37 protein-coding genes are annotated in these 23,375 nt (G+C 43.0%); 2 read left to right on the top strand and 35 right to left on the bottom strand.

Annotated elements, in window-relative coordinates:
• Window positions 1-37: 37 nt before the first annotated feature.
• The gene (locus tag MKX62_RS09185) at window positions 38-718 is read right to left on the bottom strand and encodes a KinB-signaling pathway activation protein (protein WP_340741270.1); all 681 of its coding nucleotides are present in this window, start codon (window positions 716-718) and stop codon (window positions 38-40) included.
• A 144-nt stretch (window positions 719-862) separates the two neighbouring features.
• On the opposite strand from MKX62_RS09185, the gene gerD reads away from it, so the two are divergent.
• Window positions 863-1,483: a spore germination lipoprotein GerD gene (gerD, locus tag MKX62_RS09180; RefSeq protein ID WP_338653935.1), complete on the top strand. Its 621-nt coding sequence runs from the start codon at window positions 863-865 to the stop codon at window positions 1,481-1,483.
• Between the two features lie 23 nt (window positions 1,484-1,506).
• On the opposite strand, the gene MKX62_RS09175 is transcribed toward gerD, so the two are convergent.
• From MKX62_RS09175 to MKX62_RS09165, 3 genes are all read right to left on the bottom strand, one after another.
• Window positions 1,507-2,565 carry an Mrp/NBP35 family ATP-binding protein gene (locus MKX62_RS09175; protein WP_370569990.1) on the bottom strand — a complete coding sequence of 353 codons (1,059 nt, stop codon included), beginning with the start codon at window positions 2,563-2,565 and terminating at the stop codon, window positions 1,507-1,509.
• A gap of 81 nt (window positions 2,566-2,646) precedes the next feature.
• Window positions 2,647-3,363, bottom strand: a complete 717-nt coding sequence (locus MKX62_RS09170; protein WP_067204853.1) for an N-acetylmuramoyl-L-alanine amidase — start codon at window positions 3,361-3,363, stop codon at window positions 2,647-2,649.
• A gap of 256 nt (window positions 3,364-3,619) precedes the next feature.
• A complete protein-coding gene (locus MKX62_RS09165) occupies window positions 3,620-3,916 on the bottom strand; it encodes a rhodanese-like domain-containing protein (protein WP_338653939.1) in 297 nt (98 codons plus the stop codon).
• A gap of 448 nt (window positions 3,917-4,364) precedes the next feature.
• Here MKX62_RS09165 and MKX62_RS09160 point away from each other — a divergent pair, with 448 nt between their 5' ends.
• Window positions 4,365-5,318 (top strand): helix-turn-helix transcriptional regulator, encoded by a 954-nt coding sequence (locus MKX62_RS09160; protein WP_340741269.1) that lies wholly within the window; start codon window positions 4,365-4,367, stop codon window positions 5,316-5,318.
• 60 nt (window positions 5,319-5,378) lie between these two features.
• On the opposite strand, the gene MKX62_RS09155 is transcribed toward MKX62_RS09160, so the two are convergent.
• The 31 genes from MKX62_RS09155 to rpsC all read right to left on the bottom strand — a co-directional run bounded on the left by MKX62_RS09155 (window position 5,379) and on the right by rpsC (window position 23,375).
• Window positions 5,379-6,053, bottom strand: a complete 675-nt coding sequence (locus MKX62_RS09155) for an ATP-binding cassette domain-containing protein (protein WP_067204845.1) — start codon at window positions 6,051-6,053, stop codon at window positions 5,379-5,381.
• Between the two features lie 12 nt (window positions 6,054-6,065).
• Complete coding sequence (modB, locus tag MKX62_RS09150; protein WP_067204842.1) at window positions 6,066-6,755, bottom strand: molybdate ABC transporter permease subunit; 690 nt, start codon at window positions 6,753-6,755, stop codon at window positions 6,066-6,068.
• An 18-nt stretch (window positions 6,756-6,773) separates the two neighbouring features.
• Window positions 6,774-7,562 carry a molybdate ABC transporter substrate-binding protein gene (modA, locus tag MKX62_RS09145; protein ID WP_187046457.1) on the bottom strand — a complete coding sequence of 263 codons (789 nt, stop codon included), beginning with the start codon at window positions 7,560-7,562 and terminating at the stop codon, window positions 6,774-6,776.
• A 197-nt stretch (window positions 7,563-7,759) separates the two neighbouring features.
• Window positions 7,760-8,152 carry a 30S ribosomal protein S9 gene (rpsI, locus tag MKX62_RS09140; protein ID WP_067204837.1) on the bottom strand — a complete coding sequence of 131 codons (393 nt, stop codon included), beginning with the start codon at window positions 8,150-8,152 and terminating at the stop codon, window positions 7,760-7,762.
• 19 nt (window positions 8,153-8,171) lie between these two features.
• The gene (gene rplM / locus MKX62_RS09135; RefSeq protein ID WP_067204834.1) at window positions 8,172-8,609 is read right to left on the bottom strand and encodes a 50S ribosomal protein L13; all 438 of its coding nucleotides are present in this window, start codon (window positions 8,607-8,609) and stop codon (window positions 8,172-8,174) included.
• 169 nt (window positions 8,610-8,778) lie between these two features.
• Complete coding sequence (gene truA / locus MKX62_RS09130) at window positions 8,779-9,525, bottom strand: tRNA pseudouridine(38-40) synthase TruA (protein WP_067204830.1); 747 nt, start codon at window positions 9,523-9,525, stop codon at window positions 8,779-8,781.
• 13 nt (window positions 9,526-9,538) lie between these two features.
• Window positions 9,539-10,336 carry an energy-coupling factor transporter transmembrane component T family protein gene (locus tag MKX62_RS09125; protein ID WP_067204827.1) on the bottom strand — a complete coding sequence of 266 codons (798 nt, stop codon included), beginning with the start codon at window positions 10,334-10,336 and terminating at the stop codon, window positions 9,539-9,541.
• The gene (locus tag MKX62_RS09120) at window positions 10,336-11,205 is read right to left on the bottom strand and encodes an energy-coupling factor ABC transporter ATP-binding protein (protein ID WP_340741268.1); all 870 of its coding nucleotides are present in this window, start codon (window positions 11,203-11,205) and stop codon (window positions 10,336-10,338) included. The genes MKX62_RS09125 and MKX62_RS09120 overlap by 1 nt, the downstream gene beginning before the upstream one ends.
• Window positions 11,181-12,026 (bottom strand): energy-coupling factor ABC transporter ATP-binding protein, encoded by an 846-nt coding sequence (locus MKX62_RS09115; protein ID WP_067204821.1) that lies wholly within the window; start codon window positions 12,024-12,026, stop codon window positions 11,181-11,183. The genes MKX62_RS09120 and MKX62_RS09115 overlap by 25 nt, the downstream gene beginning before the upstream one ends.
• A 567-nt stretch (window positions 12,027-12,593) precedes the next feature.
• Window positions 12,594-12,974, bottom strand: a complete 381-nt coding sequence (rplQ, locus tag MKX62_RS09110; protein ID WP_067204818.1) for a 50S ribosomal protein L17 — start codon at window positions 12,972-12,974, stop codon at window positions 12,594-12,596.
• A gap of 32 nt (window positions 12,975-13,006) precedes the next feature.
• Window positions 13,007-13,951, bottom strand: a complete 945-nt coding sequence (locus MKX62_RS09105; RefSeq protein ID WP_067204816.1) for a DNA-directed RNA polymerase subunit alpha — start codon at window positions 13,949-13,951, stop codon at window positions 13,007-13,009.
• Between the two features lie 133 nt (window positions 13,952-14,084).
• Window positions 14,085-14,474 (bottom strand): 30S ribosomal protein S11, encoded by a 390-nt coding sequence (gene rpsK / locus MKX62_RS09100; RefSeq protein WP_067204813.1) that lies wholly within the window; start codon window positions 14,472-14,474, stop codon window positions 14,085-14,087.
• A 25-nt stretch (window positions 14,475-14,499) separates the two neighbouring features.
• Window positions 14,500-14,865: a 30S ribosomal protein S13 gene (gene rpsM, locus MKX62_RS09095; RefSeq protein ID WP_067204810.1), complete on the bottom strand. Its 366-nt coding sequence runs from the start codon at window positions 14,863-14,865 to the stop codon at window positions 14,500-14,502.
• Between the two features lie 24 nt (window positions 14,866-14,889).
• Window positions 14,890-15,003 (bottom strand): 50S ribosomal protein L36, encoded by a 114-nt coding sequence (gene rpmJ / locus MKX62_RS09090; RefSeq protein WP_067204807.1) that lies wholly within the window; start codon window positions 15,001-15,003, stop codon window positions 14,890-14,892.
• A 39-nt stretch (window positions 15,004-15,042) separates the two neighbouring features.
• The gene (gene infA / locus MKX62_RS09085; protein ID WP_067204804.1) at window positions 15,043-15,261 is read right to left on the bottom strand and encodes a translation initiation factor IF-1; all 219 of its coding nucleotides are present in this window, start codon (window positions 15,259-15,261) and stop codon (window positions 15,043-15,045) included.
• A 424-nt stretch (window positions 15,262-15,685) separates the two neighbouring features.
• Window positions 15,686-16,339 (bottom strand): adenylate kinase, encoded by a 654-nt coding sequence (locus MKX62_RS09080; RefSeq protein ID WP_067204801.1) that lies wholly within the window; start codon window positions 16,337-16,339, stop codon window positions 15,686-15,688.
• Between the two features lie 55 nt (window positions 16,340-16,394).
• The gene (gene secY / locus MKX62_RS09075; protein WP_067204799.1) at window positions 16,395-17,687 is read right to left on the bottom strand and encodes a preprotein translocase subunit SecY; all 1,293 of its coding nucleotides are present in this window, start codon (window positions 17,685-17,687) and stop codon (window positions 16,395-16,397) included.
• Window positions 17,687-18,127, bottom strand: coding sequence for a 50S ribosomal protein L15 (gene rplO, locus MKX62_RS09070; RefSeq protein WP_067204796.1), 441 nt, complete (start codon window positions 18,125-18,127; stop codon window positions 17,687-17,689). Before rplO ends, secY begins: the two co-directional genes overlap by 1 nt.
• 33 nt (window positions 18,128-18,160) lie before the next feature.
• The gene (gene rpmD, locus MKX62_RS09065) at window positions 18,161-18,343 is read right to left on the bottom strand and encodes a 50S ribosomal protein L30 (protein ID WP_067204794.1); all 183 of its coding nucleotides are present in this window, start codon (window positions 18,341-18,343) and stop codon (window positions 18,161-18,163) included.
• A gap of 13 nt (window positions 18,344-18,356) precedes the next feature.
• Window positions 18,357-18,857, bottom strand: a complete 501-nt coding sequence (gene rpsE / locus MKX62_RS09060) for a 30S ribosomal protein S5 (RefSeq protein WP_067204791.1) — start codon at window positions 18,855-18,857, stop codon at window positions 18,357-18,359.
• A gap of 22 nt (window positions 18,858-18,879) precedes the next feature.
• Window positions 18,880-19,242 (bottom strand): 50S ribosomal protein L18, encoded by a 363-nt coding sequence (gene rplR, locus MKX62_RS09055; RefSeq protein WP_067204790.1) that lies wholly within the window; start codon window positions 19,240-19,242, stop codon window positions 18,880-18,882.
• Between the two features lie 33 nt (window positions 19,243-19,275).
• Complete coding sequence (gene rplF / locus MKX62_RS09050) at window positions 19,276-19,815, bottom strand: 50S ribosomal protein L6 (RefSeq protein ID WP_067204786.1); 540 nt, start codon at window positions 19,813-19,815, stop codon at window positions 19,276-19,278.
• A gap of 30 nt (window positions 19,816-19,845) precedes the next feature.
• Window positions 19,846-20,244, bottom strand: coding sequence for a 30S ribosomal protein S8 (gene rpsH, locus MKX62_RS09045; RefSeq protein ID WP_067204783.1), 399 nt, complete (start codon window positions 20,242-20,244; stop codon window positions 19,846-19,848).
• A 30-nt stretch (window positions 20,245-20,274) separates the two neighbouring features.
• Window positions 20,275-20,460 carry a type Z 30S ribosomal protein S14 gene (locus MKX62_RS09040; protein ID WP_067204781.1) on the bottom strand — a complete coding sequence of 62 codons (186 nt, stop codon included), beginning with the start codon at window positions 20,458-20,460 and terminating at the stop codon, window positions 20,275-20,277.
• Window positions 20,461-20,479: 19 nt separating this feature from the next.
• A complete protein-coding gene (gene rplE, locus MKX62_RS09035; protein WP_067204779.1) occupies window positions 20,480-21,019 on the bottom strand; it encodes a 50S ribosomal protein L5 in 540 nt (179 codons plus the stop codon).
• A 26-nt stretch (window positions 21,020-21,045) separates the two neighbouring features.
• A complete protein-coding gene (gene rplX / locus MKX62_RS09030) occupies window positions 21,046-21,357 on the bottom strand; it encodes a 50S ribosomal protein L24 (protein WP_067204776.1) in 312 nt (103 codons plus the stop codon).
• 36 nt (window positions 21,358-21,393) lie between these two features.
• A complete protein-coding gene (gene rplN, locus MKX62_RS09025) occupies window positions 21,394-21,762 on the bottom strand; it encodes a 50S ribosomal protein L14 (protein WP_067204773.1) in 369 nt (122 codons plus the stop codon).
• 40 nt (window positions 21,763-21,802) lie between these two features.
• Complete coding sequence (gene rpsQ / locus MKX62_RS09020; protein ID WP_067204770.1) at window positions 21,803-22,069, bottom strand: 30S ribosomal protein S17; 267 nt, start codon at window positions 22,067-22,069, stop codon at window positions 21,803-21,805.
• 17 nt (window positions 22,070-22,086) lie between these two features.
• A complete protein-coding gene (gene rpmC / locus MKX62_RS09015) occupies window positions 22,087-22,287 on the bottom strand; it encodes a 50S ribosomal protein L29 (RefSeq protein ID WP_025783856.1) in 201 nt (66 codons plus the stop codon).
• Entirely contained in the window at window positions 22,277-22,711 is a 435-nt protein-coding gene (rplP, locus tag MKX62_RS09010) for a 50S ribosomal protein L16 (RefSeq protein ID WP_067204766.1), read from the bottom strand. Before rplP ends, rpmC begins: the two co-directional genes overlap by 11 nt.
• A 1-nt stretch (window position 22,712) precedes the next feature.
• On the bottom strand, window positions 22,713-23,375 hold the full coding sequence (rpsC, locus tag MKX62_RS09005) for a 30S ribosomal protein S3 (RefSeq protein ID WP_067204763.1): 663 nt from the start codon (window positions 23,373-23,375) through the stop codon (window positions 22,713-22,715).

Raw genomic sequence — 23,375 nt, 5'->3', positions numbered from 1 at the left:
CAATCCGCCATTATCAACTGGCTGGTGTGCTGTTTTTTTATTTTGCTTTAGCAGACTTCGTAACTTTGCCTCGTGCTTTTCTGCGTGCTTCCAGCTTCACCTTATCTTCATCAGACTGCTTGTTGAACTTCGGCAGTACTAAGATTTGATACGCATTCACTGCAAGAAGCGGGAAGAGCAGGATTGTGACCCATGAATCGATATTACCTGAACGTACCATCAACGCAGGTAACCATTCAAGTGTTGTAATAACGATCATGAAGAATAGTGCTGAAATGAGCGTGTGTTTCTTCGTCCATTTCGCCTTGAAATAAGCGGTTATCGCGGAAACACCTACTAGTGTTGCAAGTAATCCTAGGTACAGAACTGTACGACCTGTCTCATCTGACGTCAATTGGAATCTGAAGAAGATAAGGTCAAATAGGACAATCGCAATGATTAATAGCTGAACCCAATTCCACAATGTGAGTGTTTTAAAGATATTCACACCGAATTGATGGACCGTTAAATAAGCAAAAAAGCCCATTTGCGCAACGACGCTCATCGTAAACCCAAGGAAGATCATCCAAAGAAATGCACCTATGAATTGACCGTATTCACCATTGGATAAATATTGAGAGAAGAACTCCCAGCGGACAATTAATCCTACAACCGCCGTCATGAAGCCTCCGATTAGTAATGCTGTAAAAAAGAATTTGACCCAATTTCGTATTGTCACGATAGTGATCCTCCGTTTTGTTTTTCCTTCCAATAGTGTAACAACGTTTTGATGAAAAATCTATTTCATTAAACGATTCATGCATATTCTACGTCGTATTGTGAACAATAAATGAAAATGCATCTGGAAGGGAATTTGATTTCCATGAAAAAAAGAATTGGTCTATTCCTGTTTTCGGCCCTTTTATTGACTGGATGTAGCATGCAGCAGGCTGCTCCGACATACGACGAAACAAAAAAAATGATGACCGATGCACTCCAGACGGAGGAGGGGAAAAAAGCGGTTCGGCAAATGTTCGCAGATCCGGAATTTAAGGAACTACTTATTCTAGAACAACCTGAAGTAAAGAAATCCGTCGAAGACACTCTCCTTTCTAAAAAAGGGGAAGATTTTTGGAAAAAAACGTTCGAAGATCCAAAGTTCACTGAAACCATTGCAAAAAGCATGAAGGAACAGCAGCAAGATATCATGAAACAACTGATGGATGATTCATCATTCCAAAAACAGTTGGAAGAGTTTTTCACCCAGCCCGACATGTTAAAGCAGTTAGAAACCGTTACCCAGTCGGCAAATATGAAGAAACATCTTGAAAAAGTTGTTGAAGAAACCATTAACAGCCCTTTACTGCAAACGAAATGGCAAGAACTGATTTTAAAAGCCGGTGAACCGAAACCAGAGGAGAGCGGTGGAGGTAGTGGTGGAGGTGCTGGCGGAAGTGGCGGAGAAGACAAGCAGGAAAAAAGTAATGGCGGAGGAGGCAAATAGCCTTCTCCACCTTTTTACATCCATTATTGTTTCGTAGTTTTTTTAATAATATTTTCCGCAATGTCCATGTAAATTTTCCCGATAGGATGATCTTCTGCATAGACGGAAGGTGCAAAATCTTCTTCATCCCAGTCCGGTTGGCCAAGAGGAATTTGCCCAAGTAACTCTGTACGAAGTTCCTCAGCTAATTTTACGCCGCCGCCTTGACCGAATACGAATTCACGTTCACCTGACGTTTTCGATTCGAACCAAGACATATTTTCAATTACACCAAGCAATTCATGGTCGGTCTGAAGCGCCATTGCTCCTGCACGCGCAGCAACAAATGCAGCTGTCGGATGCGGAGTCGTTACAACGATTTCTTTAGACGTCGGAATCATCTGGTGGATATCAAGCGCAACATCCCCTGTACCTGGCGGCAAATCGAGGAATAGGTAGTCAAGATCTCCCCACTCAACGTCGCGGAAGAACTGGTCGAGTGCTTTCCCAAGCATTGGACCGCGCCATACAACTGGTGCGTTATCCTCAACGAAGAAGCCCATAGAAATAACTTTTACGCCTAGACGTTCAACTGGGATAATCCGGTCACCCCGAACAACTGGCAAATCAGTTACACCCATCATATCTGGTACACTAAAGCCATAAATATCAGCATCAATTAAACCGACCTTTTTCCCTAGACGCGCAAGTGCTACAGCAAGGTTAACCGACACAGTCGATTTCCCTACGCCACCTTTACCAGACGCTATTGAAATAAATTCAACGTCATTCAGCGGTGACAATAAATCTTGTGCTTCCGATTCCGTCACTTTTCCACGGAACTGTTCCAGCACTTCTGCCGGTAATTCTTCGAAACGGATACCAACAGAATCAGCACCTGCTCCTTTCAATGCATCGACCACTTGTGTTTGAAGACCCATCTGTTCAGCAGTATTAATTTTAGCGATAGCTATCTTCACGCTAACATGCTTCTTCTCTGGCTTGATTGTTACGCCTGTAATTCCACTCGTCTCCGCAAGCGTTTTATGTAAAAACGGATCTTTCAGTTGCCCCAACAATTCACGTACTGTTTCTTCATTCATCAATGTAGACACCCCTTGGAGGTTTATTCATTCACCTCCAAGTATACCATAATAAGCTACCCGCAAATCCCATTAAGGCTCTCACTTTTCATCTGCAGTATGAAATTCAACGATACCTTCCATGATCGCATCAGCTACCTTGCCTTGATAAGCAGGGTCAATTAGAAGGGCCCTTTCTTCATTGTTTGACAGAAAACCTGTTTCAACGAGAACTGCTGGAGTCGGTACTTTTTTCAGCAAATAGACACCCTTAATTGCCATTGCTACTCGTTCCGTATTTTTTAAATTAGTCTGGAATGATTCTTGAATAGCTTTTGCCAGAAATTCACCATTAGGATCTCCCCCCGGATGATAAAAAACTTGAGACCCGCGCCATCTTTCCTCTGGTATTGCGTTAACGTGAACGCTGATGAACATATCAGGTTTTTCACTGATTGCAATGCTTTCCCTCAATTTCAAATCAGCCATTTTGCGTTCGCGAGTTGTTCCGAATTTCTCAGCCGGGGCATGTTCGGCCAACGCGTCGCCATCTTGTGTCCGCGTCATGATAACTGTCGCCCCTTTCTTTTCAAGCCGCTTCTTCAATTCATGAGAGATACTCAGTGTAATATCCCGTTCTACGACATCTCCGGATGAAGCGCCCCCGTCCATACCTCCATGTCCCGGGTCGATAAGTATCTTCACCCCACCAAGCTCTGCGGGCATGAAAAAATTCCGATCTGACGAAGCCTTAACGCCATACATGACAATTCCAAGAGAACACACAAATAATAAACAGATCACAAACCACCGTTTCATATGGACACCGCCTTTTTCCTTCACTATACGCAGATTCAGCGGCAGATATGTCCTACTTTGAGTAGAGATTGGGGGTAGAATTAGTTTTTACTGAACGAAGCAATGCTTTGCCAAAACCAAACGAGACTACAGCAATAGTTCACAACACTTTCATAAATTTCCACAACGCTTCCCTTAAACTAAACAACAAGCCAACTGTACCCCTATATTCCTAAAACCAAAAAAGGAACCCCGCAAGGTTCCTTTCCAAAAGTACTTATTCAGTAGCGCCTTCCCATTCCAGCATGCCGCCTAGCATGTTTGTAACATCATAGCCTTCATCCGCTAGGAACTCTTGCGCACGCCCACTACGGCCGCTTGAACGGCAAATCAGTATATATGGCTTAGAGCTATCAAGTTCACTCATACGCACCGGTACCTCGCCTAGAGGGATGTGAATTGCACCAGGGATCATCCCTGCCGCTACTTCATCTGCCTCGCGCACGTCGACCAAGTTAAGCTGCTCACCTTTTTCTATCCGTTCTTGTAATTCGGTAGTTGTGATTTCTTTCATAGCAAATCCTCCTCACATTTTATCCTTTCTACTTTACCATAGAAGCGGTGATATTCACGAAAAACAGCTGCCTTCAACGACAAGTTCCAGCTGAAGCTCAATTAGGTTCTGCCTAAAAGCTTTGGTATACTACATATATTGAAATGAAGAATCCCATTGAATCCGCTTCGGCGCTCGGGGATGCCTCCCGCCTTAAGTCAAGCAGCTTCGCCGCCAGTCTTAGGGCTTCGGCTACCCCTTGTAAGGCGCCTCCGCTCAGTTTATATAGGTATTCATTTGTCCGACATGTATAGTTAGAAATGATTTGAGAACTAGTATAAATTGAAATTAAGACTTCTTTCAAATCCACTACGGTGCTTTAAAGAGGCTTGTACTCTATTTATACACTGTCTTTAATACCTCGGTGGAATCTAGATTATCATGCAGCACGAAGGAGGACGAATCGAGCATGAAAGAAGATATTTCATACACGACCGAAGAAATTGCTCAGATTTTGAAAGTGTCCAAATTGACGGTCTACGATTTGATCAAAAAAGAACAATTGCCCTCGTACCGGGTTGGACGACAAATACGAATAGACGCCCATGACTTGGCTGATTATAAAGAACAAACTAAAAGTAGAAGAAACGTAAATAGAGTGGACGCGCACTTTAACGGAAACCCTCCCGATGAAAGTAAGTCATTTACCACACCAACTAGACAAATCATAATTAGCGGGCAGGATTTGAGCTTAGACATATTGGCTAATTACATTGAGAAGAATTCGACTGGGTATCGTCCGCTTCGCTCGTATACAGGCAGTTTGAATAGTTTAGTTTCCATGTACCAAGGGGAGGCAGATGTCGTAAGTACTCACCTGTTTGACGGAGACACAGGGGAATATAATATTCCTTACGTCCGCAAAATCCTCGTCGGACAACCTTACCTCATAATCAATTTCCTATCACGCTGGGAAGGCTTTTACGTGAGAAAGGGAAACCCTAAAAACATTCAATCTTGGACCGATTTAACGAAACCAGGAATCTCAATGGTCAACCGGGAAAAAGGATCCGGTGTACGGGTTTTAATTGACGAGAAGTTTCGGATAGAAGGCATTTCTCCTCAACATGTATCTGGCTATGAAGTAGAAGTATTGAACCACATAGGAGTTGCCAGCAAAGTTGCAAGCGAAGAAGCCGATGTAGGGATAGGCACTGAGAAAACTGCCCACCTCGTTGACGTTGACTTTATTCCCCTCATCCAAGAACAGTATGATCTCGTCATATTGAAAACTCCACAAAATGAAGGGCTTATTAATTTGATAACACATATTTTACATTCAGATTCATTTCAGAAAGAGATCCAATCAATTGGCGGTTACGATTTATCCAAAACAGGGAAAATCATATATGAAACATTTTAACGAAGTCTAAAAAAGTTCCTCCCTTCAACGATTTGACTCAGTTGAAGGGAGGAACTTTTTTCAATTCGAAACAGCTATCCTTTTATGCAAATTATCGACAGTCTTTATTACCGACCCCTTTTCAAGATACAGGATTGTATCTCCAAGCTTCTCCGCCTCATTCATGTCATGCGTAACGATAATGAACGGAATTCGCCAAATCTCATGGAGTCTTAACAGTTCGTCCTGGCACTCAATCCGCGTTTCATGATCTAACGCAGACAAGGGCTCGTCAAGTAATAAAATGGATGGTTCTGTTGCTAAGGCACGCGCAAGTGCAACTCTTTGCTTCTCTCCGCCAGAAATTTGGTGGGGATATTTTTGTAACAAATGCTCTATCCCTAACACGCTAACTAAGTGTTCAATCCGAAACGGGGGCTCACCCTCTTTTTTCTTTTTCATTCCATAGGCAATATTTTTTTCCACAATCATATGAGGGAAAAGTGCATAATCCTGAAAGAGATAGCCGATGTTTCTGTTTTTAGTCGGTAGCGGTTTGCCTCCTTCACTGAAGTACGTTTTTCCATTTAACTTGATATATCCTGCGTCGGGTTTGTCCAACCCTGCTATATTATTTAAAATTGATGTTTTCCCGGATCCAGAGGGTCCAAATAAAACAAGAATTTCATCTTCTACCTTCAATTCAATATCCAACAAAAAGTGAGGTAGCTTTTTTTTGATGTGTACTTCGAGCATACAATCATCCTCTTATCCATTGTCATTTTTATAGCGACGCATGTTCCGCCTGCTCCACCAATTTAACCACATGATTGTACTAAATCCTAAAGCAACGATAATAACTACCCAAAAGGTAGCCTTCTCCATTTGCCCCGATTCTACCGCAAAGTAGATGGCCATCGGAATCGTATCTGTTTTTCCAGGAATATAGCCCGCCAACATCAACGTAGCCCCGAATTCCCCGAGTCCCCTTGCAAAAGAGAGGACTAAACCAGCAAGAAGACCCGGCCAAGCAAGACGAAACGAAATGGTCCAAAAAACACGCCACTCCGAAGCTCCCATTGTTCTAGCCACATTCTCCAACTTTGAATCCAAGTTTTCGAAAGCCGCACTTGCACTTTGATACATCAAAGGAAATGAGACGACAATTGAAGCTATAACCGCGCCAAGCCACGAGAAAATGATTTGAATACCGAACACGGAATATAGCCAACTTCCGATAAACCCATTCTTCCCAAAAAGTATCAGTAATCCAAACCCAACGACAGTCGGAGGTAAAACGAGTGGCAAAAGGAATAACGTTTCGATAAACCCTTTTCCAAAGAACGTTTTGCGTGCCAGTATTCGTGCGAAGAAGACTCCTCCTATAAAAACGAAAAGAGTGGAGATGCCCGCTACTTTTAACGATAAAAGTAATGGCGTATAATCCGTCTCATTCACATGCATCCCTCTTTCTACTTACTTGAATCCGTATTTCTTCAAGATTTCTTTGCCTTGCTCGCCTGCGAGAAACGCTAAAAATGCTTTCGCTTCTTCAGGGTGCTTCGAGTCGGCAATGACGGCCCCCGGATAAACAATTTGATCATGCCATTCAGGTTTAGCCGTAGCCACTACTTTTACCTTATCTGAAATCAATGCATCACTGGCATACACAACGCCAATATCCGCATTGCCCATTTCAACATGTGTCAGAACTTGGCGTACATCCGAACTCAAAACCAACTTACTTTGTAACGGCTCCCAAAGCTTCAATGTTTCAAGTACCTCTTTCGAATAACGGCCAACAGGCACGCTTTCTGGCTCGCCGATAGCAAAATGATCAATAGTTGCTGGATCTATATCTTCAAATGAGGATAAATTGAACGGTTTTTCTTTATTCGTAATTAACACCAGCTCGTTTGTAGCAAAATCTATTCGTGTATCTTCAAGTAGCAGATTTCCCTCCTGCAGCTTATCCATATCTATTTTACTTGCCGATAGGAACACATCTGAGGGTGCACCTTGCTCAATTTGTTGCGCTAATTTACCTGAGCCCCCGGGATTGAACGACAAGGTAATGGTCGAATGTTCACTTTCAAAACTAGTTTTCAGTTCATTCAATGCATCTGTTAAACTGGCCGCGGCCGAAATTATTAATTCAACTTCATCATCTGAATCACTGACAATTGGTTGTTGACCATTAGAACACCCTACCGAAATCAATAGCAAGCATAGTAAAACAAGGAAATAACTCATCTTTTTCATCATCATAAGCCTCCCTTTTCTCATGTCTATTATAACTGGATATAACTAGTTATATCCAGTTATGCTCCAATAGCTCTAATTATGAATTGCCATATACTGTAGGTCAAGTGATTTTCTTAATTAACTAACTACCTTCTCAGGATACAACCATAAAAAAGCCCTCTTCCACGAATGGAAAAGGGCTTTTTTTAATTGAAAGATTAACGTTTTGAGAACTGTGGTGCACGACGTGCGCCTTTAAGACCTGGTTTTTTACGTTCTTTCATTCTTGCATCACGTGTAAGAAGTCCTGCTGATTTAAGCGCTGGACGGAAGTCAGGGTCTACTTGAAGTAGAGCACGTGCAACTCCGTGACGGATTGCTCCTGCTTGTCCAGTGTATCCACCACCATCAACGTTTACAAGGATATCGTAGCTTCCAAGAGTTTCCGTAATTACAAGTGGTTGTTTGATGATTTCGCGAAGTGTTGCAAATGGTACGTAGTCTTCTACGTCGCGTTTGTTGATGATAATTGTGCCATCTCCAGGAACTAGACGTACACGAGCTGTTGAGCTTTTACGACGGCCTGTGCCGAGATATTGTACTTGTGCCAAGTTGTTTCCTCCTCTTTAATTAACCGCGAAGTACGAATACTTCTGGTTGTTGTGCTGCGTGCGGGTGATCTGGTCCAGCGTATACATTAAGTTTTCTATATGTTTGACGGCCTAAAGGACCTTTTGGAAGCATTCCTTTAATTGCAAGTTCAAGCATTTTTGTCGGGAAGTTTGTACGCATTTCAAGAGCCGTACGTTGTTTCATGCTACCCGTGTAACCTGAGTGACGGTAGTAAATTTTGTCTTTCAATTTGTTACCTGTAAGATGAATCTTTTCTGCATTGATGATGATGACGTGGTCACCTGTATCAACGTGTGGTGTGAACGTAGGTTTATGTTTGCCGCGCAAAAGTGATGCAACTTCAGAAGCAAGACGACCAAGCGTCTGTCCTTCAGCGTCGACAACGAGCCATTTACGCTCTACTTCGTGACCTTTAGCCATGAATGTTGTACGCATAATTTTATCCTCCTAAATGAATCTCTATTAGTTCCCGTTTTCTCTATCCCTAAACACAAGTTTACCTTCCGGGGCTTATTTGTGGGGTTATTGAAATACCATTACTCATCTTATACTGAATTCCACATTAAGTCAAGCGATTCCTCTAAATACGCTAGGAAAAGTTGCCTTAGTCTTTGTAGCTCACTTCATCTAGATACAAACCGTGTGCTGGCGCGGTTTTAACGTTCGCTTTACGGCTGCAAGATTCAAGTATTTGCTTGACGTCTGCCGGCGTTTTCCAGCCGTTCCCTACGACAAGAAGCATACCTGCAATGCTTCTTACCATATTATATAAAAAGCCATTTCCTTCAATTGTCATGATGAGATAATCGCCTTTTTTTTCGAGTGTCAGCATTCTCACCGTTCTGACTTTATTGGAAGTCGCGGTTTTTGATGAACAGAAACTTGTGAAATCATGCGTCCCAATTAAATAGGCAGCAGCTTCCTTCATCAACTCAATATCAGGATGTGATCTACCGAGATGAACGGAAAAATCACGCTCAAACGGACTATGCACTTCGCTATAGGACCACTTATAAACGTACGTCTTGCCAGTAGCAGAATAACGCGCATGGAAATCTTCGCTGACGTATTCAACTTCAACCAGTCGGATATCTGTAGGCAAAAGGACGTTTAACGCCAGCTTCCATCGATCTATCGGCAAGTTCAGCGGTGTATCAAAGTGAATCACTTGGCCATTTGCGTGTACACCCGAATCCGTCCGGCCGCTTGCGACCGAAAAAATTTCCTTGTCTTTATGCATTTTCACTAATGCTTTATCAATTTCCAATTGCACCGTTCGCATTCCCGGCTGTATCTGGTATCCAGAAAATCGAGTACCATCATACGAAACAATTGCTTTAACACGTTGCATTTGTATCCACCTCCTATGCCCTAAGCAGAAAGAGGACGACAACTAGAACAGCAAGCAATACCATTATCGTGGTATCACGCCAGTGCCACTTCAGCTGCCTGTACCTCGTCCTCCCCTCGCCTCCACGATAGCCACGAACCTCCATGGCGACTGCAAGGTCTTCAGCGCGTTTGAACGCACTCACAAAGAGAGGTACGAGCAAAGGAATGACTGCACGAATTCGCTGCTTAATAGAACCCGTACTAATGTCCGAACCTCTCGCCAATTGCGCTTTCAATATCTTATCCGTCTCATCCATCAATGTGGGGATGAAGCGCAGGGAAATTGACATCATCAGCGCAAGCTCATGAACAGGCAATTTAATTCGCTTAAATGGTCCCAGCAAGTCTTCCATACCATCCGTGATTGAAATCGGCGATGTCGTCAACGTCAAGATAGACGTCAGCAAAACCAATACAAGAAAACGAATGGAAATAAAAATACCTTGCCTCAACCCTTCTTCATATATCTTGATGAACTTCCAATCGACGAGAAGTGCTCCTTCTTTCGTAAAAAAGATATGCATGAGTAGCGTGAAAATAATCAAGAAAAGAATTGGTTTCAATCCGTTAAATAGGAAATACAACCGAATCCTTGAACTTAAAATTACGAGTAACGTAAATCCTAATAACACGGCGTACGTAACAGTATTATTTGCAAGGAAGACTCCAATGATGAAAAGAAAAACAAATGACAGCTTCGAACGAGGGTCGAGCTTGTGGACAAATGAATTGCCTGGAATATAGCGTCCGAAAATCATCTTTTCCAACATTAACGGCCACCTTCTTCCGTAGCGGCAAATGCAATTGTCTTGGCAAGCTGAGCTTCCGTTAATGCCAGTCCCTGGAGAGGACGACCAATTAACTTCTCAATGTCACGCTGGAACTTTACTGAGCGCGGTAGACCTAATCTAAAGGAGGTCAGCTTCTCTTCGTCAGCGAACACTTCCTGAGGCGTCCCAGACATGACTGAACTTCCGTTATGCATAACGATAATATTGTCCGCATAACGTGCAGCATCTTCCATACTATGCGTCACAAGAATTGTCGTTAGTTTTTCTTCCACATGGAGACGTTTGAAAAGTTCCATAATTTCAAGCCGCCCCCGCGGATCAAGTCCCGCAGTCGGCTCGTCCAATACGAGCACAGAAGGTTTAAACGCGAGTACACCCGCAATCGCAACCCGGCGCATCTGCCCTCCCGAAAGATCGAAAGGAGACTGCTGGGCAACCTCTGGAGGAAGTCCTAGCAATTCTATCAGTTGATGCGCTCGTCTCCTTGCCTCTTCTTCAGGTACACCAAAGTTCATAGGACCGAACATAATATCTTTTTCAACAGTCTCTTCAAAAAGCTGATGCTCTGGAAACTGGAATACAATACCCACATGCCTCCGGACATCTTTCAGTCCTTTCGCTTTCGTACCGGCAGTAATTGTCGTATCTCCAATTTTCACAATCCCTTCTGAAGGCTTTAACAAACCATTCAGATGCATAAGAAGTGTCGATTTTCCTGATCCGGTATGTCCAATTATTGCAGAATAAGAGCCAGAATGTATTGTCGCATCTACACTCTGCAATGCCCTTTTCTCAAAAGGAGTATCTTTTCCATACAAATATCCTACTTGCTGAAGTGAGATGTCCATAATTCATTCACCAACTCTTCTTCCGTCATATGCTCACCGACAAGATCCAGCCCATTTTCACGTAACAAACTGGATACTCTTAAAGCGAATGGTAAGTCCAAACCAATTTCCTCAAGTTCATTTCCCCGAGCAAATATCTGCTCCGGCGTACCAACAGTCAGAACTTTCCCCTTGTTCATGACAATAATACGATCTGCCAACAGCGCCTCTTCCAAATCATGTGTAATGGAAATGACCGTGAGGCCCGTCTTACGCTTTAATTCTTCTACTAAATGAATTACTTCATTACGTCCTTGTGGATCAAGCATCGACGTCGCTTCATCCATAATAAGAAGCTTTGGATGTAACGCGAGCGCCCCAGCTATTGCAACTCGTTGCTTTTGTCCGCCTGAGAGATGGTGAGGCTCCTGGTCGAGGAAATCACTCATGTTTACTTGCGCAAGTGCCTCATGAACCCGAGTCACCATTTCTTCGAAGGGAACTCCATTGTTCTCTAGCGCAAATGCAACATCATCTTGAACTGTCGAACCAACAAACTGGTTATCTGGATTTTGAAAAACAAAACCCATCCGTGAACGAATTTCCCATATATTGTTCTCAGTCAGTTTTTCAATAAATACGTTAACGTCCCCTTCTTCTGGGAACAAAAGTCCAATCATCAATTTCGCAAGTGTCGATTTACCGGAACCATTATGGCCAACAATAGCAATCCATTCATCTTCTTGTACCGTAAACGACACGCCGTCGACTGCTTTCTTTGCTACCTCGTCCTCAGAGTCATAGGAATAAGACACATTATCCATCGACAGAATTTCCTTCATCGCCTACCACCTCCGGCTACATTCACATTATGTATACTACGAAGGATCCCCTGCCAATTGACAAGGAATCCTTTTTTAAAAATGCGCTAGGCACCGTCACAAATGAACGCAGCTTAAGAACACCATTTCCAGGGGTAATAGCTGCATGACCTACATCTTGTAGGTCCGCGGCAGGCATTAGAGGGACCGGCGAAGCGGCGTTCTTTGCCAAGGAAGGCGTAAAAGAAAAGCAAGTTTAATCCTTCCTAGCTTACCCTCTTATGACCCGTGCGTCTGGTGCCTAGACATCATATTAGTCAAAAACTTATATATTGAAAAATCTGGACATTATTTTTGGATAAAAAAAAGCGCGCACCTCATCCGAAGAAATGCGCTCATATCTATGACTGGTACCAGGTGCTCAATCCGGTACCGCGGATGAGGTGCGTAGAGCTAGACCAGACGGTATAAACCGACGATCGTAACACTCAGCTTTTAAAGTTGTCGTATAAATTTTTAAAAAAAGGGTGCGGCTCTGGGTACGCCAGACACACCCCTTGAAGATTTAATCAATTGCCATTGTATATATTAAACGAGTTCGATTACAACGACAGGTGCTCCGTCGCCGCGACGAGGTCCCATTTTCATGATACGTGTATATCCACCTTGACGCTCAGCGTAACGTGGTGCAACATTATCAAAAAGTTTTTGGATTGCGTAGATTTCTTTCTCGTTGCCTTCACCGTCTGCCACTGTAACCAGTTCGCGACGGATAAATTGTGCAACTTGACGACGTGCATGCAAGTCTCCACGTTTACCAAGCGTAATCATTTTCTCAACAACTGAACGCAATTCTTTCGCACGAGCTTCTGTCGTTTGAATACGTTCGTGTACGATTAGATCTGTCGCTAGGTCGCGAAGCATTGCTTTACGTTGTGAACTTGTACGTCCAAGTTTTCTGTATCCCATAGAAGTTTCCCTCCTTCAATCTATAAATTCGCTCAATCTTCGGTGCGTAACACTAGGTTAAGCTCGTCCAATTTCGCTTTCACTTCTTCAAGTGATTTACGGCCAAGATTTCGTACTTTCATCATTTCGTCCTCTGACTTGCTAGCAAGTTCAAGAACTGTATTGATGCCTGCACGTTTTAGGCAATTGTAAGATCTAACTGAAAGGTCAAGTTCCTCAATAGTCATCTCGAGTACTTTCTCTTTCTGATCTTCCTCTTTTTCTACCATGATTTCTGCAGTTTGTGCTTCATCTGTCATGCCGACAAATATATTTAGATGCTCAGTTAGGATTTTTGCCCCAAGTGAAACAGCTTCTTTAGGACCGATGCTACCATCTGTCCAAACATCAAGTGTCAACTTATCAAAGTTCGCCATTTGGCCAACCCGAGTATTCTCCACTTGGAAGTTAACTCGTGAAACCGGAGTGTAAATAGAGTCGATTGGAATAACGCCAATTGCGAGATCCTCACGTTTGTTTTGATCAGAAGGTGCGTAACCACGTCCACGTACAGCATACATACGCATGCGCAAGTGACCGTTTTTACCAAGTGTCGCGATAGGAAGTTCAGGATTCAACACTTCTACGTCACTATCATGTGTAATGTCCGCAGCTGTGATAACACCTTCGCCTTTCACGTCTATCTCAATCACTTTCTCTTCATCTGAATAGATTTTGAGAGCCAGTTTTTTCACGTTCAAAATAATTGATGCGACGTCTTCGACGACACCTTCAATTGTTGAGAATTCATGAAGCACACCATCAATCTGGATAGATGTAACAGCAGCTCCTGGCAGTGAAGATAGAAGGATGCGACGTAGGGAGTTTCCTAACGTATTTCCGTATCCGCGTTCAAGTGGTTCGATGATAAACTTACCGAACTTGATGTCTTCGGCGATCATAATTGTTTCAATCTTCGGTTTCTCAATCTCGATCATTCATTTACCCTCCTTCAAAACATCAATGTATAGGCCGTTCCATATTGAAATCGATTTTCATAGACGGCAAATTGCAATCGCACAATCATTGTTGACATAAATTGTGTTTCTCAATCATATGGAGAAGAAGCCATTATACACGACGGCGTTTTGGCGGGCGGCATCCGTTATGTGGAACCGGGGTAACGTCTCTGATTGCAGTAACTTCAAGACCTGCAGCCTGTAATGAACGAATTGCTGCTTCACGTCCACCACCTGGACCTTTAACAGTAACTTCCAAAGTTTTCAGACCGTGCTCCATAGATGATTTAGCAGCCGCTTCAGCAGCCATCTGTGCAGCGAAAGGTGTTGATTTACGAGAACCCTTAAAGCCTAATGCACCTGCACTTGACCAAGATATTGCGTTCCCTTGCATGTCAGTGATTGTAACAATTGTATTATTGAACGTCGAACGGATATGTGCAATACCGGATTCAATATTCTTTTTCACACGACGTTTACGAGTTTGTTGTTTACGTGCCATGTTAAGAAGATACCTCCTTTACCTATTATTTTTTCTTGTTCGCTACTGTCCGTTTAGGACCTTTACGAGTACGTGCGTTATTTTTCGTGTTTTGTCCACGAACAGGAAGTCCGCGACGATGACGGATACCACGGAAGCTACCGATTTCCATCAAACGTTTGATGTTAAGGGAAGTTTCACGTCGAAGGTCACCTTCAACTTTAAGCGTGTCCATTTGTTCACGGATTTTATCAAGCTCTGCGTCAGTAAGATCGCGAACTCGTGCGTCCTCAGATACTCCAGCTGCCGCCAATACTTTTTGAGCAGTTGTTTTTCCGATTCCGAAAATGTAAGTTAATGAAATGACTACGCGCTTATCGCGCGGAACGTCTACACCAGCAATACGTGCCATATATATTGTGCACCTCCTTCAGAATTAGCCTTGTCTTTGTTTATGTTTTGGATTTTCACAGATTACCATTACTCGGCCGCGTCTGCGAATAATTTTACATTTTTCGCACATCGGTTTTACAGATGGTCTAACTTTCATCTTACCCAACCTCCTTCAGTATTCCGGAGTTACAAAAGTTTATTTAAAACGGTATGTGATACGACCACGTGTTAAATCATAAGGCGAGAGTTCCATTGTCACTTTATCGCCAGGTAGAATACGGATAAAGTGCATACGGATTTTGCCAGATACATGCGCAAGAATCGTATGGCCGTTTTCCAGCTCTACTTTAAACATTGCGTTTGGCAGTGTTTCGAGTACGGTTCCTTCAACTTCAATTACATCATCTTTCGCCATCAACCCAGTCTCCCTTCTATATCCAATAAAGGTTCTCACCATCGAGCGGCATCAGTCGCCTTTAAAGCTTCCTTCAACATATGTCCGGATTGCATGAGTGATGTTCGAAAGAGGTCTGCCACATTCCGTTTCCCTTAAGTCCGTCCTCGACTTCTTGTTATGGAAAATCGCGTCGAAATGGACACGACTGTCCAGAATGCCGTGGATGAGTTCCCAGTTACGTTATACAGTTCTTTCCACGAAATCCATTATACCTACCAAAGCAAGAAAATGCATTTACTATGTTTCAGAACCATAACCCTGCTAAAAACCATCTAGTTGTTATACCGGGCATCATATGCTTTTGCAGCTCGTTGAAACGTCCTTCTATGCTTCTATGCTATACTGCCCAAAAAATGCGTATAATATCTAAGTTCGAAAAGGATTATTGTCCGCTTCCTTGCAGAATAACGTCCAGATCCTTGAAAACGTCTTTGATGTCTTTTTGTCCATCGATATTTACCAACACCTCTTTGGAATCGTAAAACGCCAAGAGTGGTGCGGTTTGTTTCATATTTACTTCCAGACGGTTCGTGACAGTTTCCGGATTGTCATCGGCTCGCTGATAAAGTTCTCCGCCATCCTTATCACATTTACCTTCAACCTGTGGAGGATTAAAAAGCAAATGATAGGATGTACCGCAAACTTTACAGATGCGGCGGCCTGTCAGCCTCGCGATAAGTTCTTCTTTCTCGACTTGGATATTGAGAACATGCTCAATTCTCCGACCCATGTCAGCCAAAAGCTGATCAAGTGCTTCAGCTTGTGGAACTGTACGTGGGAAACCATCGAGTAGGAATCCATTATCGCAATCGGATTTGCTTAGTCTTTCACGAACAATTCCGATTGTCACTTCATCAGGGACAAGTGCTCCCTGATCCATGAACGATTTTGCTTTGACTCCAAGTTCCGTGCCTTCTTGGATAGCAGCACGGAACATATCGCCTGTAGAAATATGAGGGGTTCCGTACTTTTCGACAATTCTGTCTGCCTGTGTACCTTTACCGGCTCCTGGCAGACCCATTAATACGATATTCATACGTATTGCACTCCCATTCATATTCACATCACATAGAGATGAACCTTTGTGATTATTACTTCATGAATCCTTTGTAATGCCTTTTCACAAGTTGTGATTCAAGTTGTTTCATCGTTTCAAGTGCAACCCCGACGACGATGATTAAACTTGTTCCTCCAATTTGCGCAGACTGTGGAAGGTTTGCGATATTGATGAAGAATATCGGCATGATTGCCACTGTAGCGAGGAATATTGCCCCCACAAATGTCAATCGATACAAAGTGCTCGTTAGGTAATTTTGTGTATTTTGTCCTGGACGAATGCCCGGGATATAAGCGCCTTGCTTTTTCAAATTATCCGCAATATTCTCCGGATTCACCTGGATGAATGCGTAGAAGTATGTGAATGCAATGATCAGTATCAGGTAAAATACCATTCCAACCGGTTTCGTATAATCGAAAACGTTTGTAATTGTAGTTGTTACACTGTTAGTGCCAAAGAAGGTCGCTATTGATTGTGGTGTAATAAAAAATGCAGAAGCAAAGATTACCGGGATAACCCCTGCCGCATTAAGTTTCAAGGGCAAGTGTGTCTGTTGGCCTGCAGTCGTTTGACCTCGTCCAGTGACACGTTTCGCATATTGGATCGGAATTTTCCGTAGTGCTTCTTGGAAGTAAATAATTCCGACAGTAATCGCAATGACCAAGACGAGTAGAAGAGCCATAACTGCCAGTTTAATGAACAGTGCGTCGCCCGCATCTTGAATCTGAGTTGCGTAAAGTTGGTTGACTGCATTTGGGATTGCTGCGACGATACCAGCGAAGATTATGATGGAAATACCATTCCCAACACCTTTTGCTGTAATCTGTTCACCAAGCCATAAAAGAAATGCAGTTCCTGCCGTCAATACGATCGCGATAACCACGTATGTCGAAACACCTTCGTCTTTTATCAGTGTACCACCATACATTTGGTTGAAACCAAATGACATAGCAATTGCTTGAATAAAGGCTAGGATTATTGTGAAATACCTCGTGAACTGCGCAAGTTTCCGTCTTCCAACGTCTCCTTGTTTCGCCCATTCAGTAAATTTAGGTACGACATCCATCTGCAATAATTGCACGATGATAGATGCAGTGATGTAAGGCATAATTCCCATTGCAAGGATCGAGAAGTTCGCAAGGGCACCCCCACCAAACACGTTCAGTAAGCCAATAAGATTATTATCAGTTTGCTGTAGTGCAGTTGCATCAACGTTTGGGACTGGAATAAATGTTCCTAGTCTAAAAACAATGAGTACCAGTAGTGTGTAAAAGATTTTAGACCGTATATCTTTTACTCGCATAAAGTTGGCGATTGTCTGAAACATTAAACCACCTCGGTCTGTCCGCCCGCCTTCTCGATTGCCTCTTTAGCAGAAGCAGAGAATTTGTGAGCTTTGACAGTGATCTTTTTCTCAAGAATTCCGTTACCCAGAATCTTAATACCTGATTTAGCATTGCTCACGATGCCTGATTCAATTAGTAGCTCAGGCGTAACTTCAGTACCTTCGTCGAAACGATTAAGTGTGTCTAGGTTTACGATTGCATAATCCTTACGGTTGATGTTCGTAAAACCACGTTTAGGAAGTCTTTGGAAAAGTGGAATTTGACCACCCTCGAATCCAAGACGTACGCCACCACCCGAACGGGAGTTTTGTCCACCGTGACCTCTACCAGAAGTTTTACCAAAACCTGAACCGATTCCGCGACCAATACGCTTACGCTTAGTACGTGAACCTGCAGCAGGCTTCATAGTGTGTAATTTCATCTCATTGGCACCTCCTTATTCAAAAAATCGTAATTATAGTTCTTTAACTGTTACTAGGTGGTCTACTTTGTTGATCATGCCACGAATTGCAACATTATCTTGATGTTCGACCATTTGGTGTAATTTACGTAGTCCAAGCGCCTCCACAGTTTTACGCTGTGCTGGCTTCGAGCCGATTACACTTTTTGTAAGGGTGACTTCAAGTTTGTTCGCCATTGCATTTCCCCCCTTAACTATACAGTTCTTTCAAGGATTTACCGCGCAATTTAGCAACATCTTCAGCGCGTTTCAAATTCGATAATCCTTCGAATGTCGCACGGACCATGTTAATTGGTGTGCTTGAACCAAGTGATTTCGAAAGGATATCCGTGATGCCTGCAAGTTCTAGTACCGCACGGACAGGTCCGCCTGCGATAACTCCAGTACCTGGAGCTGCTGGTTTGATAAGGATTTTACCTGCTCCAAAATGTCCAAGCACTAGGTGCGGAGTAGTTCCTTTAACCATTGGTACAACGATTAAATTCTTCTTCGCATCTTCGATAGCTTTACGGATTGCATCTGGAACTTCTTGTGCTTTACCAGTACCAAAACCGACACGGCCATTTTTATCTCCGACAACTACGAGAGCAGTGAAACGGAAACGACGTCCGCCTTTCACAACTTTCGCTACGCGGTTAATGGTAACTACGCGTTCTTCGAATTCGCTTTTATTCTGATCATTACGACGCATGAAATGTATACCTCCTTCTTAATTAAAATTCCAGACCGTTTTCACGTGCTGAGTCTGCAAGAGCTTTCACACGGCCGTGAAATAGGTATCCGCCACGGTCAAATACTACTGACTTAACGTCCTTTTCAACAGCTTTCTTTGCGATCATCTCGCCGACTTTTACTGCTGCTGCAGTGTCTGCTTTGGATTCAGATCCGAAATCTTTTTCCATTGAAGAAGCACTTACAATCGTTACTGCATTCACGTCATCAATCAACTGAGCATAGATATGCTTGTTTGAACGGAATACGTTTAGGCGTGGACGAGCTGCAGTCCCGCTGATTTTACGACGTACGCGTGCATGACGTTTCTTACGAGTAGCATTCTTGTCTTTTTTCGTAATCATCGTGATCACTCCTTCCAGATGCCTTAAGCGGCATTATTTACCAGTTTTACCTTCTTTACGACGGACAACTTCTCCTTCGTAGCGAATCCCTTTGCCTTTATACGGCTCTGGTGGGCGTACTTTTCTGATGTTCGATGCAAGAGCACCAACGCGTTCTTTGTTGATACCACGAACAGTAATTTTAGTGTTAGCAGGAACTTCAACTTCAATTCCTTCTTCAGGTGTAAATTCAACTGGGTGAGAGAAACCAATGTTCAACACTAATTTCGAACCTTGAAGTGAAGCACGGTAACCAACACCAACTAGTTCAAGTTTGCGTTCGAAACCTTCTGAAACGCCAACCACCATGTTATTGATAAGTGAACGTGTCGTTCCATGAATAGAACGGTGTTCTTTGGATTCAGAAGGACGGATCAAAGTGATCACGTTGTTCTCCTGTTCAATTTTAATATCCGAGTTAAATGTGTTTGTAAGTTCGCCTTTAGGACCTTTAACTGTAACGAAGTTACCTTCTGCGATAGTAACAGTCACGTTTTCAGGTACCTCAATCGGCTTTTTGCCAATACGGGACATTCAAGTGCACCTCCATTCATTTGTTACGAATTACCAGACGTAAGCTACTACTTCTCCGCCTACTTGTTTAGCGCGTGCTTCTTTGTCTGTAAGTACGCCATTTGATGTAGAAACGAGGGCTATACCAAGACCGTTCAAAACTTTAGGAACTTCGCTAGTTTTAGCATAAACACGAAGACCAGGTTTTGAAATACGTTTAAGACCAGTAATAACACGTTCGTTATTTTGACCGTACTTAAGGAAAATGCGGATGATACCTTGTTTGCTATCCTCGACATATTCAACATCACGTACGAAACCTTCACGTTTCAAGATTTCTGCGATTTCTTTTTTCATGTTTGAAGCAGGTACTTCAAGCTTTTCGTGACGAACCATATTGGCGTTACGAATGCGTGTAAGCATGTCTGCGATCGGATCACTCATTGTCATTACATTTACCTCCTTCCCAAATTTAGGGGTTTACCAGCTGGCTTTTTTGACGCCAGGAATTTGTCCCTTATATGCTAACTCGCGGAAACAAATACGGCAAAGCTTGAACTTACGATATACCGAATGCGGACGACCACAACGCTCACAGCGTGTGTATGCTTGTACCGCGAATTTTGGTGTGCGTTTTTGTTTAGCAATCATTGATTTTTTAGCCACGTTTACGCCTCCCTCTTATTTACTTTTGGAACGGCATGCCGAACTGCGTTAGTAACTCATGTGCTTCTTCGTCCGAGTTTGCAGTCGTAACGATGACGATATCCATACCGCGTATTTTAGAAACTTTATCATAATCAATTTCCGGGAAAATTAGTTGCTCTTTTACGCCAAGCGTATAGTTACCGCGACCGTCGAATGCTTTTTTAGAAACACCACGGAAGTCACGTACACGAGGCAACGAAACAGCAATCAGTTTGTCTAGGAATTCATACATACGCTCACCGCGTAGTGTAACTTTCGTTCCAATAGGCATACCTTCACGAAGACGGAATCCCGCGATTGATTTCTTTGCTTTTGTGACAACAGGTTTTTGACCTGAAATAATTGTTAAGTCTTCCACTGCCGCATCTAGTGCTTTCGTGTTTTGAACAGCATCACCAACACCCATGTTAATGACGATTTTGTCGACTTTTGGTACTTGCATAACTGATGTATATTCAAACTTGCTCATAAGAGCAGGAGTGATTTCGCTTTTAAACTTTTCTTTTAAACGGCTCATCTGTTGGACCTCCTTTCATCCGTTACTTAGTTATCCAGCAATTCTCCGGATTTTTTAGCAACACGAACTTTTTTGCCATTTTCGATCTTGTATCCTACACGAGTAGGCTCGCCTGTCTTAGGATCGATCACCATGACGTTTGATACATGGATAGCTGCCTCTTGGCTGATGATTCCACCTTGAGGATTTTCCTGGTTAGGTTTCGTATGTTTCTTGACGATGTTAACACCTTCAACAAGCACACGATCCTTTTTAGGGAAAGCAACTAGGATCACACCGGTTTTACCTTTGTCTTTACCTGTGATGACCATAACTTTATCGCCTTTTTTAACATTCATTCTGTCGCACCTCCTTGATTTGGCACTATCATGTGATTAAAGAACTTCAGGAGCAAGTGAAATAATTTTCATGAAGTTGCTGTCACGAAGTTCGCGAGCAACTGGTCCGAAAATACGAGTTCCACGTGGGCTCTTGTCGTCACGGATAATAACACAAGCATTTTCATCAAATGTAATATATGAACCGTCTTTACGGCGTACTCCGCTCTTCGTGCGAACGATAACAGCCTTGACAACTTCACCTTTTTTAACAACGCCACCTGGTGTTGCTTTTTTCACCGTTACAACGACTACATCACCGATGTTTGCTACTTTACGGCCTGAACCGCCTAATACCTTAATTGTAAGTACTTCACGAGCGCCTGAGTTGTCGGCGACTTTCATACGACTTTCCTGTTGGATCATTGAGGCTACCTCCTCCCGGATTTATATACCCGAACGTTAATTAAATGATGACCGCTGTTTCGACTACTTCAAGTAGACGGAAACGTTTTGTTGCTGATAATGGACGAGTTTCCATTATACGAACAACATCTCCGATTTTAGCTTCGTTCAGCTCATCGTGGGCCTTGAATTTCTTAGAATACTTAACACGTTTACCGTATTTAGAATGTTTCTTTTGCGTTTCGATCATAACAGTAACTGTTTTATCCATTTTGTCGGATACAACGCGGCCTGTATATACTTTGCGCTGGTTACGCTCCTCAGTCATGGCTGCAACCTCCTTCATCAGTTATTTGCACTGATTTCTCTTTGACGTATAACTGTCTTCATGCGCGCAATCGATTTACGAACTTCTCGGATGCGTGCAGTGTTTTCTAATTGACCTGTCGCAAGTTGGAAGCGAAGGTTGAAAAGCTCTTCTTTCAGTGATTTCACCTTTTGCTCAATCTCTGCAGTTGTTAAGTCACGGATTTCATTAGCTTTCATTAGATTCACCACCGATTTCTTCACGTTTTACAAACTTAGTTTTAATAGGAAGTTTGTGAGATGCCAGGCGAAGCGCTTCACGCGCAACTTCTTCCGATACACCTGCTATTTCGAACATAATACGACCAGGTTTAACAACTGCTACCCAGCCTTCTACAGCACCTTTACCTGAACCCATCCGTACTTCAAGAGGCTTCTTTGTATATGGTTTGTGCGGGAAGATGTTGATCCATACTTTACCGCCACGTTTCATGTAACGTGTCATTGAAATACGTGCTGCTTCGATTTGGCGGTTTGTAATCCATGCCGAATCAAGAGCTTGTAGACCGTATTCTCCGAATTGAACTGTTGCTCCGCCTTTTGTAGTACCACGCATTTTACCACGGAATACACGACGATATTTAACTCGTTTAGGCATTAACATATTAGTTGCCTCCTTCCTCAGAGTTCTTCTGTTTCTTCACTGGAAGGACTTCTCCACGATAAATCCATACTTTAACGCCAAGCTTACCAAACGTTGTGTCTGCTTCAGCATGTGCATAATCAATATCTGCACGTAATGTATGGAGAGGGACAGTACCTTCACTATAATGTTCCGACCGAGCGATGTCAGCACCGCCAAGACGTCCAGAAACTTGTGTTTTAATTCCTTTAGCGCCAGAACGCATTGTGCGTTGGATTGCTTGTTTTTGTGCACGACGGTATGATACGCGAGTTTCTAGTTGACGAGCAATTGACTCTGCAACTAGTTTAGCGTCAAGATCCGCACGTTTAATTTCAATGATGTTGATGTGAACGCGTTTACCAGTGATGTCGTTCAACATTTTACGAAGTGTTTCGACCTCAGTACCACCTTTACCAATAACCATTCCTGGTTTAGCAGTGTGGATGCTGATGTTAACACGCTTTGCAGCACGTTCAATTTCAACTTTAGAAACAGAAGCTTCTACAAGACGTTTTTCGATGAACTCACGGATTTTCAAATCTTCGTGCAAGAGAGTCGCATAGTCTTTTTCTGCGTACCATTTAGACTCCCAGTCACGGATGATACCGACCCGTAAACCGTTAGGATGTACTTTTTGACCCAC

Origin of the sequence: Sporosarcina sp. FSL K6-5500 (assembly GCF_038005665.1) — a bacterium.
Taxonomy (GTDB): Bacteria; Bacillota; Bacilli; order Bacillales_A; family Planococcaceae; genus Sporosarcina; species Sporosarcina psychrophila.
Note: the sequence above shows the minus strand (reverse complement) of the source record. Positions and strands in the feature narration are given on the sequence as shown.

Coding starts and splice junctions, on each gene's coding strand:
- rpsH (WP_067204783.1), bottom strand. CDS start 20,244: ATGACAATGAGTGATCCGATCGCAGACATGCTTACACGCATTCGTAAC.
- rplM (WP_067204834.1), bottom strand. CDS start 8,609: ATGCGTACAACATTCATGGCTAAAGGTCACGAAGTAGAGCGTAAATGG.
- rplF (WP_067204786.1), bottom strand. CDS start 19,815: ATGTCCCGTATTGGCAAAAAGCCGATTGAGGTACCTGAAAACGTGACT.
- MKX62_RS09080 (WP_067204801.1), bottom strand. CDS start 16,339: ATGAATATCGTATTAATGGGTCTGCCAGGAGCCGGTAAAGGTACACAG.
- rplO (WP_067204796.1), bottom strand. CDS start 18,127: ATGAAATTACACACTATGAAGCCTGCTGCAGGTTCACGTACTAAGCGT.
- rplX (WP_067204776.1), bottom strand. CDS start 21,357: ATGAATGTTAAAAAAGGCGATAAAGTTATGGTCATCACAGGTAAAGAC.
- rplQ (WP_067204818.1), bottom strand. CDS start 12,974: ATGGGATACAGAAAACTTGGACGTACAAGTTCACAACGTAAAGCAATG.
- rpmJ (WP_067204807.1), bottom strand. CDS start 15,003: ATGAAAGTTAGACCATCTGTAAAACCGATGTGCGAAAAATGTAAAATT.
- MKX62_RS09125 (WP_067204827.1), bottom strand. CDS start 10,336: ATGTTGGAAAAGATGATTTTCGGACGCTATATTCCAGGCAATTCATTT.
- MKX62_RS09120 (WP_340741268.1), bottom strand. CDS start 11,205: ATGGACATCTCACTTCAGCAAGTAGGATATTTGTATGGAAAAGATACT.
- rpsQ (WP_067204770.1), bottom strand. CDS start 22,069: ATGACTGAGGAGCGTAACCAGCGCAAAGTATATACAGGCCGCGTTGTA.
- rplR (WP_067204790.1), bottom strand. CDS start 19,242: ATGATTACGAAAAAAGACAAGAATGCTACTCGTAAGAAACGTCATGCA.
- rpmC (WP_025783856.1), bottom strand. CDS start 22,287: ATGAAAGCTAATGAAATCCGTGACTTAACAACTGCAGAGATTGAGCAA.
- secY (WP_067204799.1), bottom strand. CDS start 17,687: ATGTTTCAGACAATCGCCAACTTTATGCGAGTAAAAGATATACGGTCT.
- MKX62_RS09115 (WP_067204821.1), bottom strand. CDS start 12,026: ATGAAGGAAATTCTGTCGATGGATAATGTGTCTTATTCCTATGACTCT.
- modA (WP_187046457.1), bottom strand. CDS start 7,562: ATGATGAAAAAGATGAGTTATTTCCTTGTTTTACTATGCTTGCTATTG.
- infA (WP_067204804.1), bottom strand. CDS start 15,261: ATGGCGAAAGATGATGTAATTGAAGTTGAAGGAACCGTACTCGAAACA.
- MKX62_RS09105 (WP_067204816.1), bottom strand. CDS start 13,951: ATGATCGAGATTGAGAAACCGAAGATTGAAACAATTATGATCGCCGAA.
- rplP (WP_067204766.1), bottom strand. CDS start 22,711: ATGTTAATGCCTAAACGAGTTAAATATCGTCGTGTATTCCGTGGTAAA.
- rpsM (WP_067204810.1), bottom strand. CDS start 14,865: ATGGCACGTATTGCTGGTGTAGACGTTCCGCGCGATAAGCGCGTAGTC.
- MKX62_RS09165 (WP_338653939.1), bottom strand. CDS start 3,916: ATGAAAGAAATCACAACTACCGAATTACAAGAACGGATAGAAAAAGGT.
- MKX62_RS09170 (WP_067204853.1), bottom strand. CDS start 3,363: ATGAAACGGTGGTTTGTGATCTGTTTATTATTTGTGTGTTCTCTTGGA.
- rpmD (WP_067204794.1), bottom strand. CDS start 18,343: ATGGCGAACAAACTTGAAGTCACCCTTACAAAAAGTGTAATCGGCTCG.
- rpsK (WP_067204813.1), bottom strand. CDS start 14,474: ATGGCACGTAAACAACAAACTCGTAAACGTCGTGTGAAAAAGAATATT.
- rpsE (WP_067204791.1), bottom strand. CDS start 18,857: ATGCGTCGTAATGATCAGAATAAAAGCGAATTCGAAGAACGCGTAGTT.
- MKX62_RS09155 (WP_067204845.1), bottom strand. CDS start 6,053: ATGCTCGAAGTACACATCAAAAAAAAGCTACCTCACTTTTTGTTGGAT.
- MKX62_RS09175 (WP_370569990.1), bottom strand. CDS start 2,565: ATGAATGAAGAAACAGTACGTGAATTGTTGGGGCAACTGAAAGATCCG.
- gerD (WP_338653935.1), top strand. CDS start 863: ATGAAAAAAAGAATTGGTCTATTCCTGTTTTCGGCCCTTTTATTGACT.
- MKX62_RS09160 (WP_340741269.1), top strand. CDS start 4,365: ATGAAAGAAGATATTTCATACACGACCGAAGAAATTGCTCAGATTTTG.
- rplE (WP_067204779.1), bottom strand. CDS start 21,019: ATGAGCCGTTTAAAAGAAAAGTTTAAAAGCGAAATCACTCCTGCTCTT.
- truA (WP_067204830.1), bottom strand. CDS start 9,525: ATGCAACGTGTTAAAGCAATTGTTTCGTATGATGGTACTCGATTTTCT.
- rplN (WP_067204773.1), bottom strand. CDS start 21,762: ATGATCCAACAGGAAAGTCGTATGAAAGTCGCCGACAACTCAGGCGCT.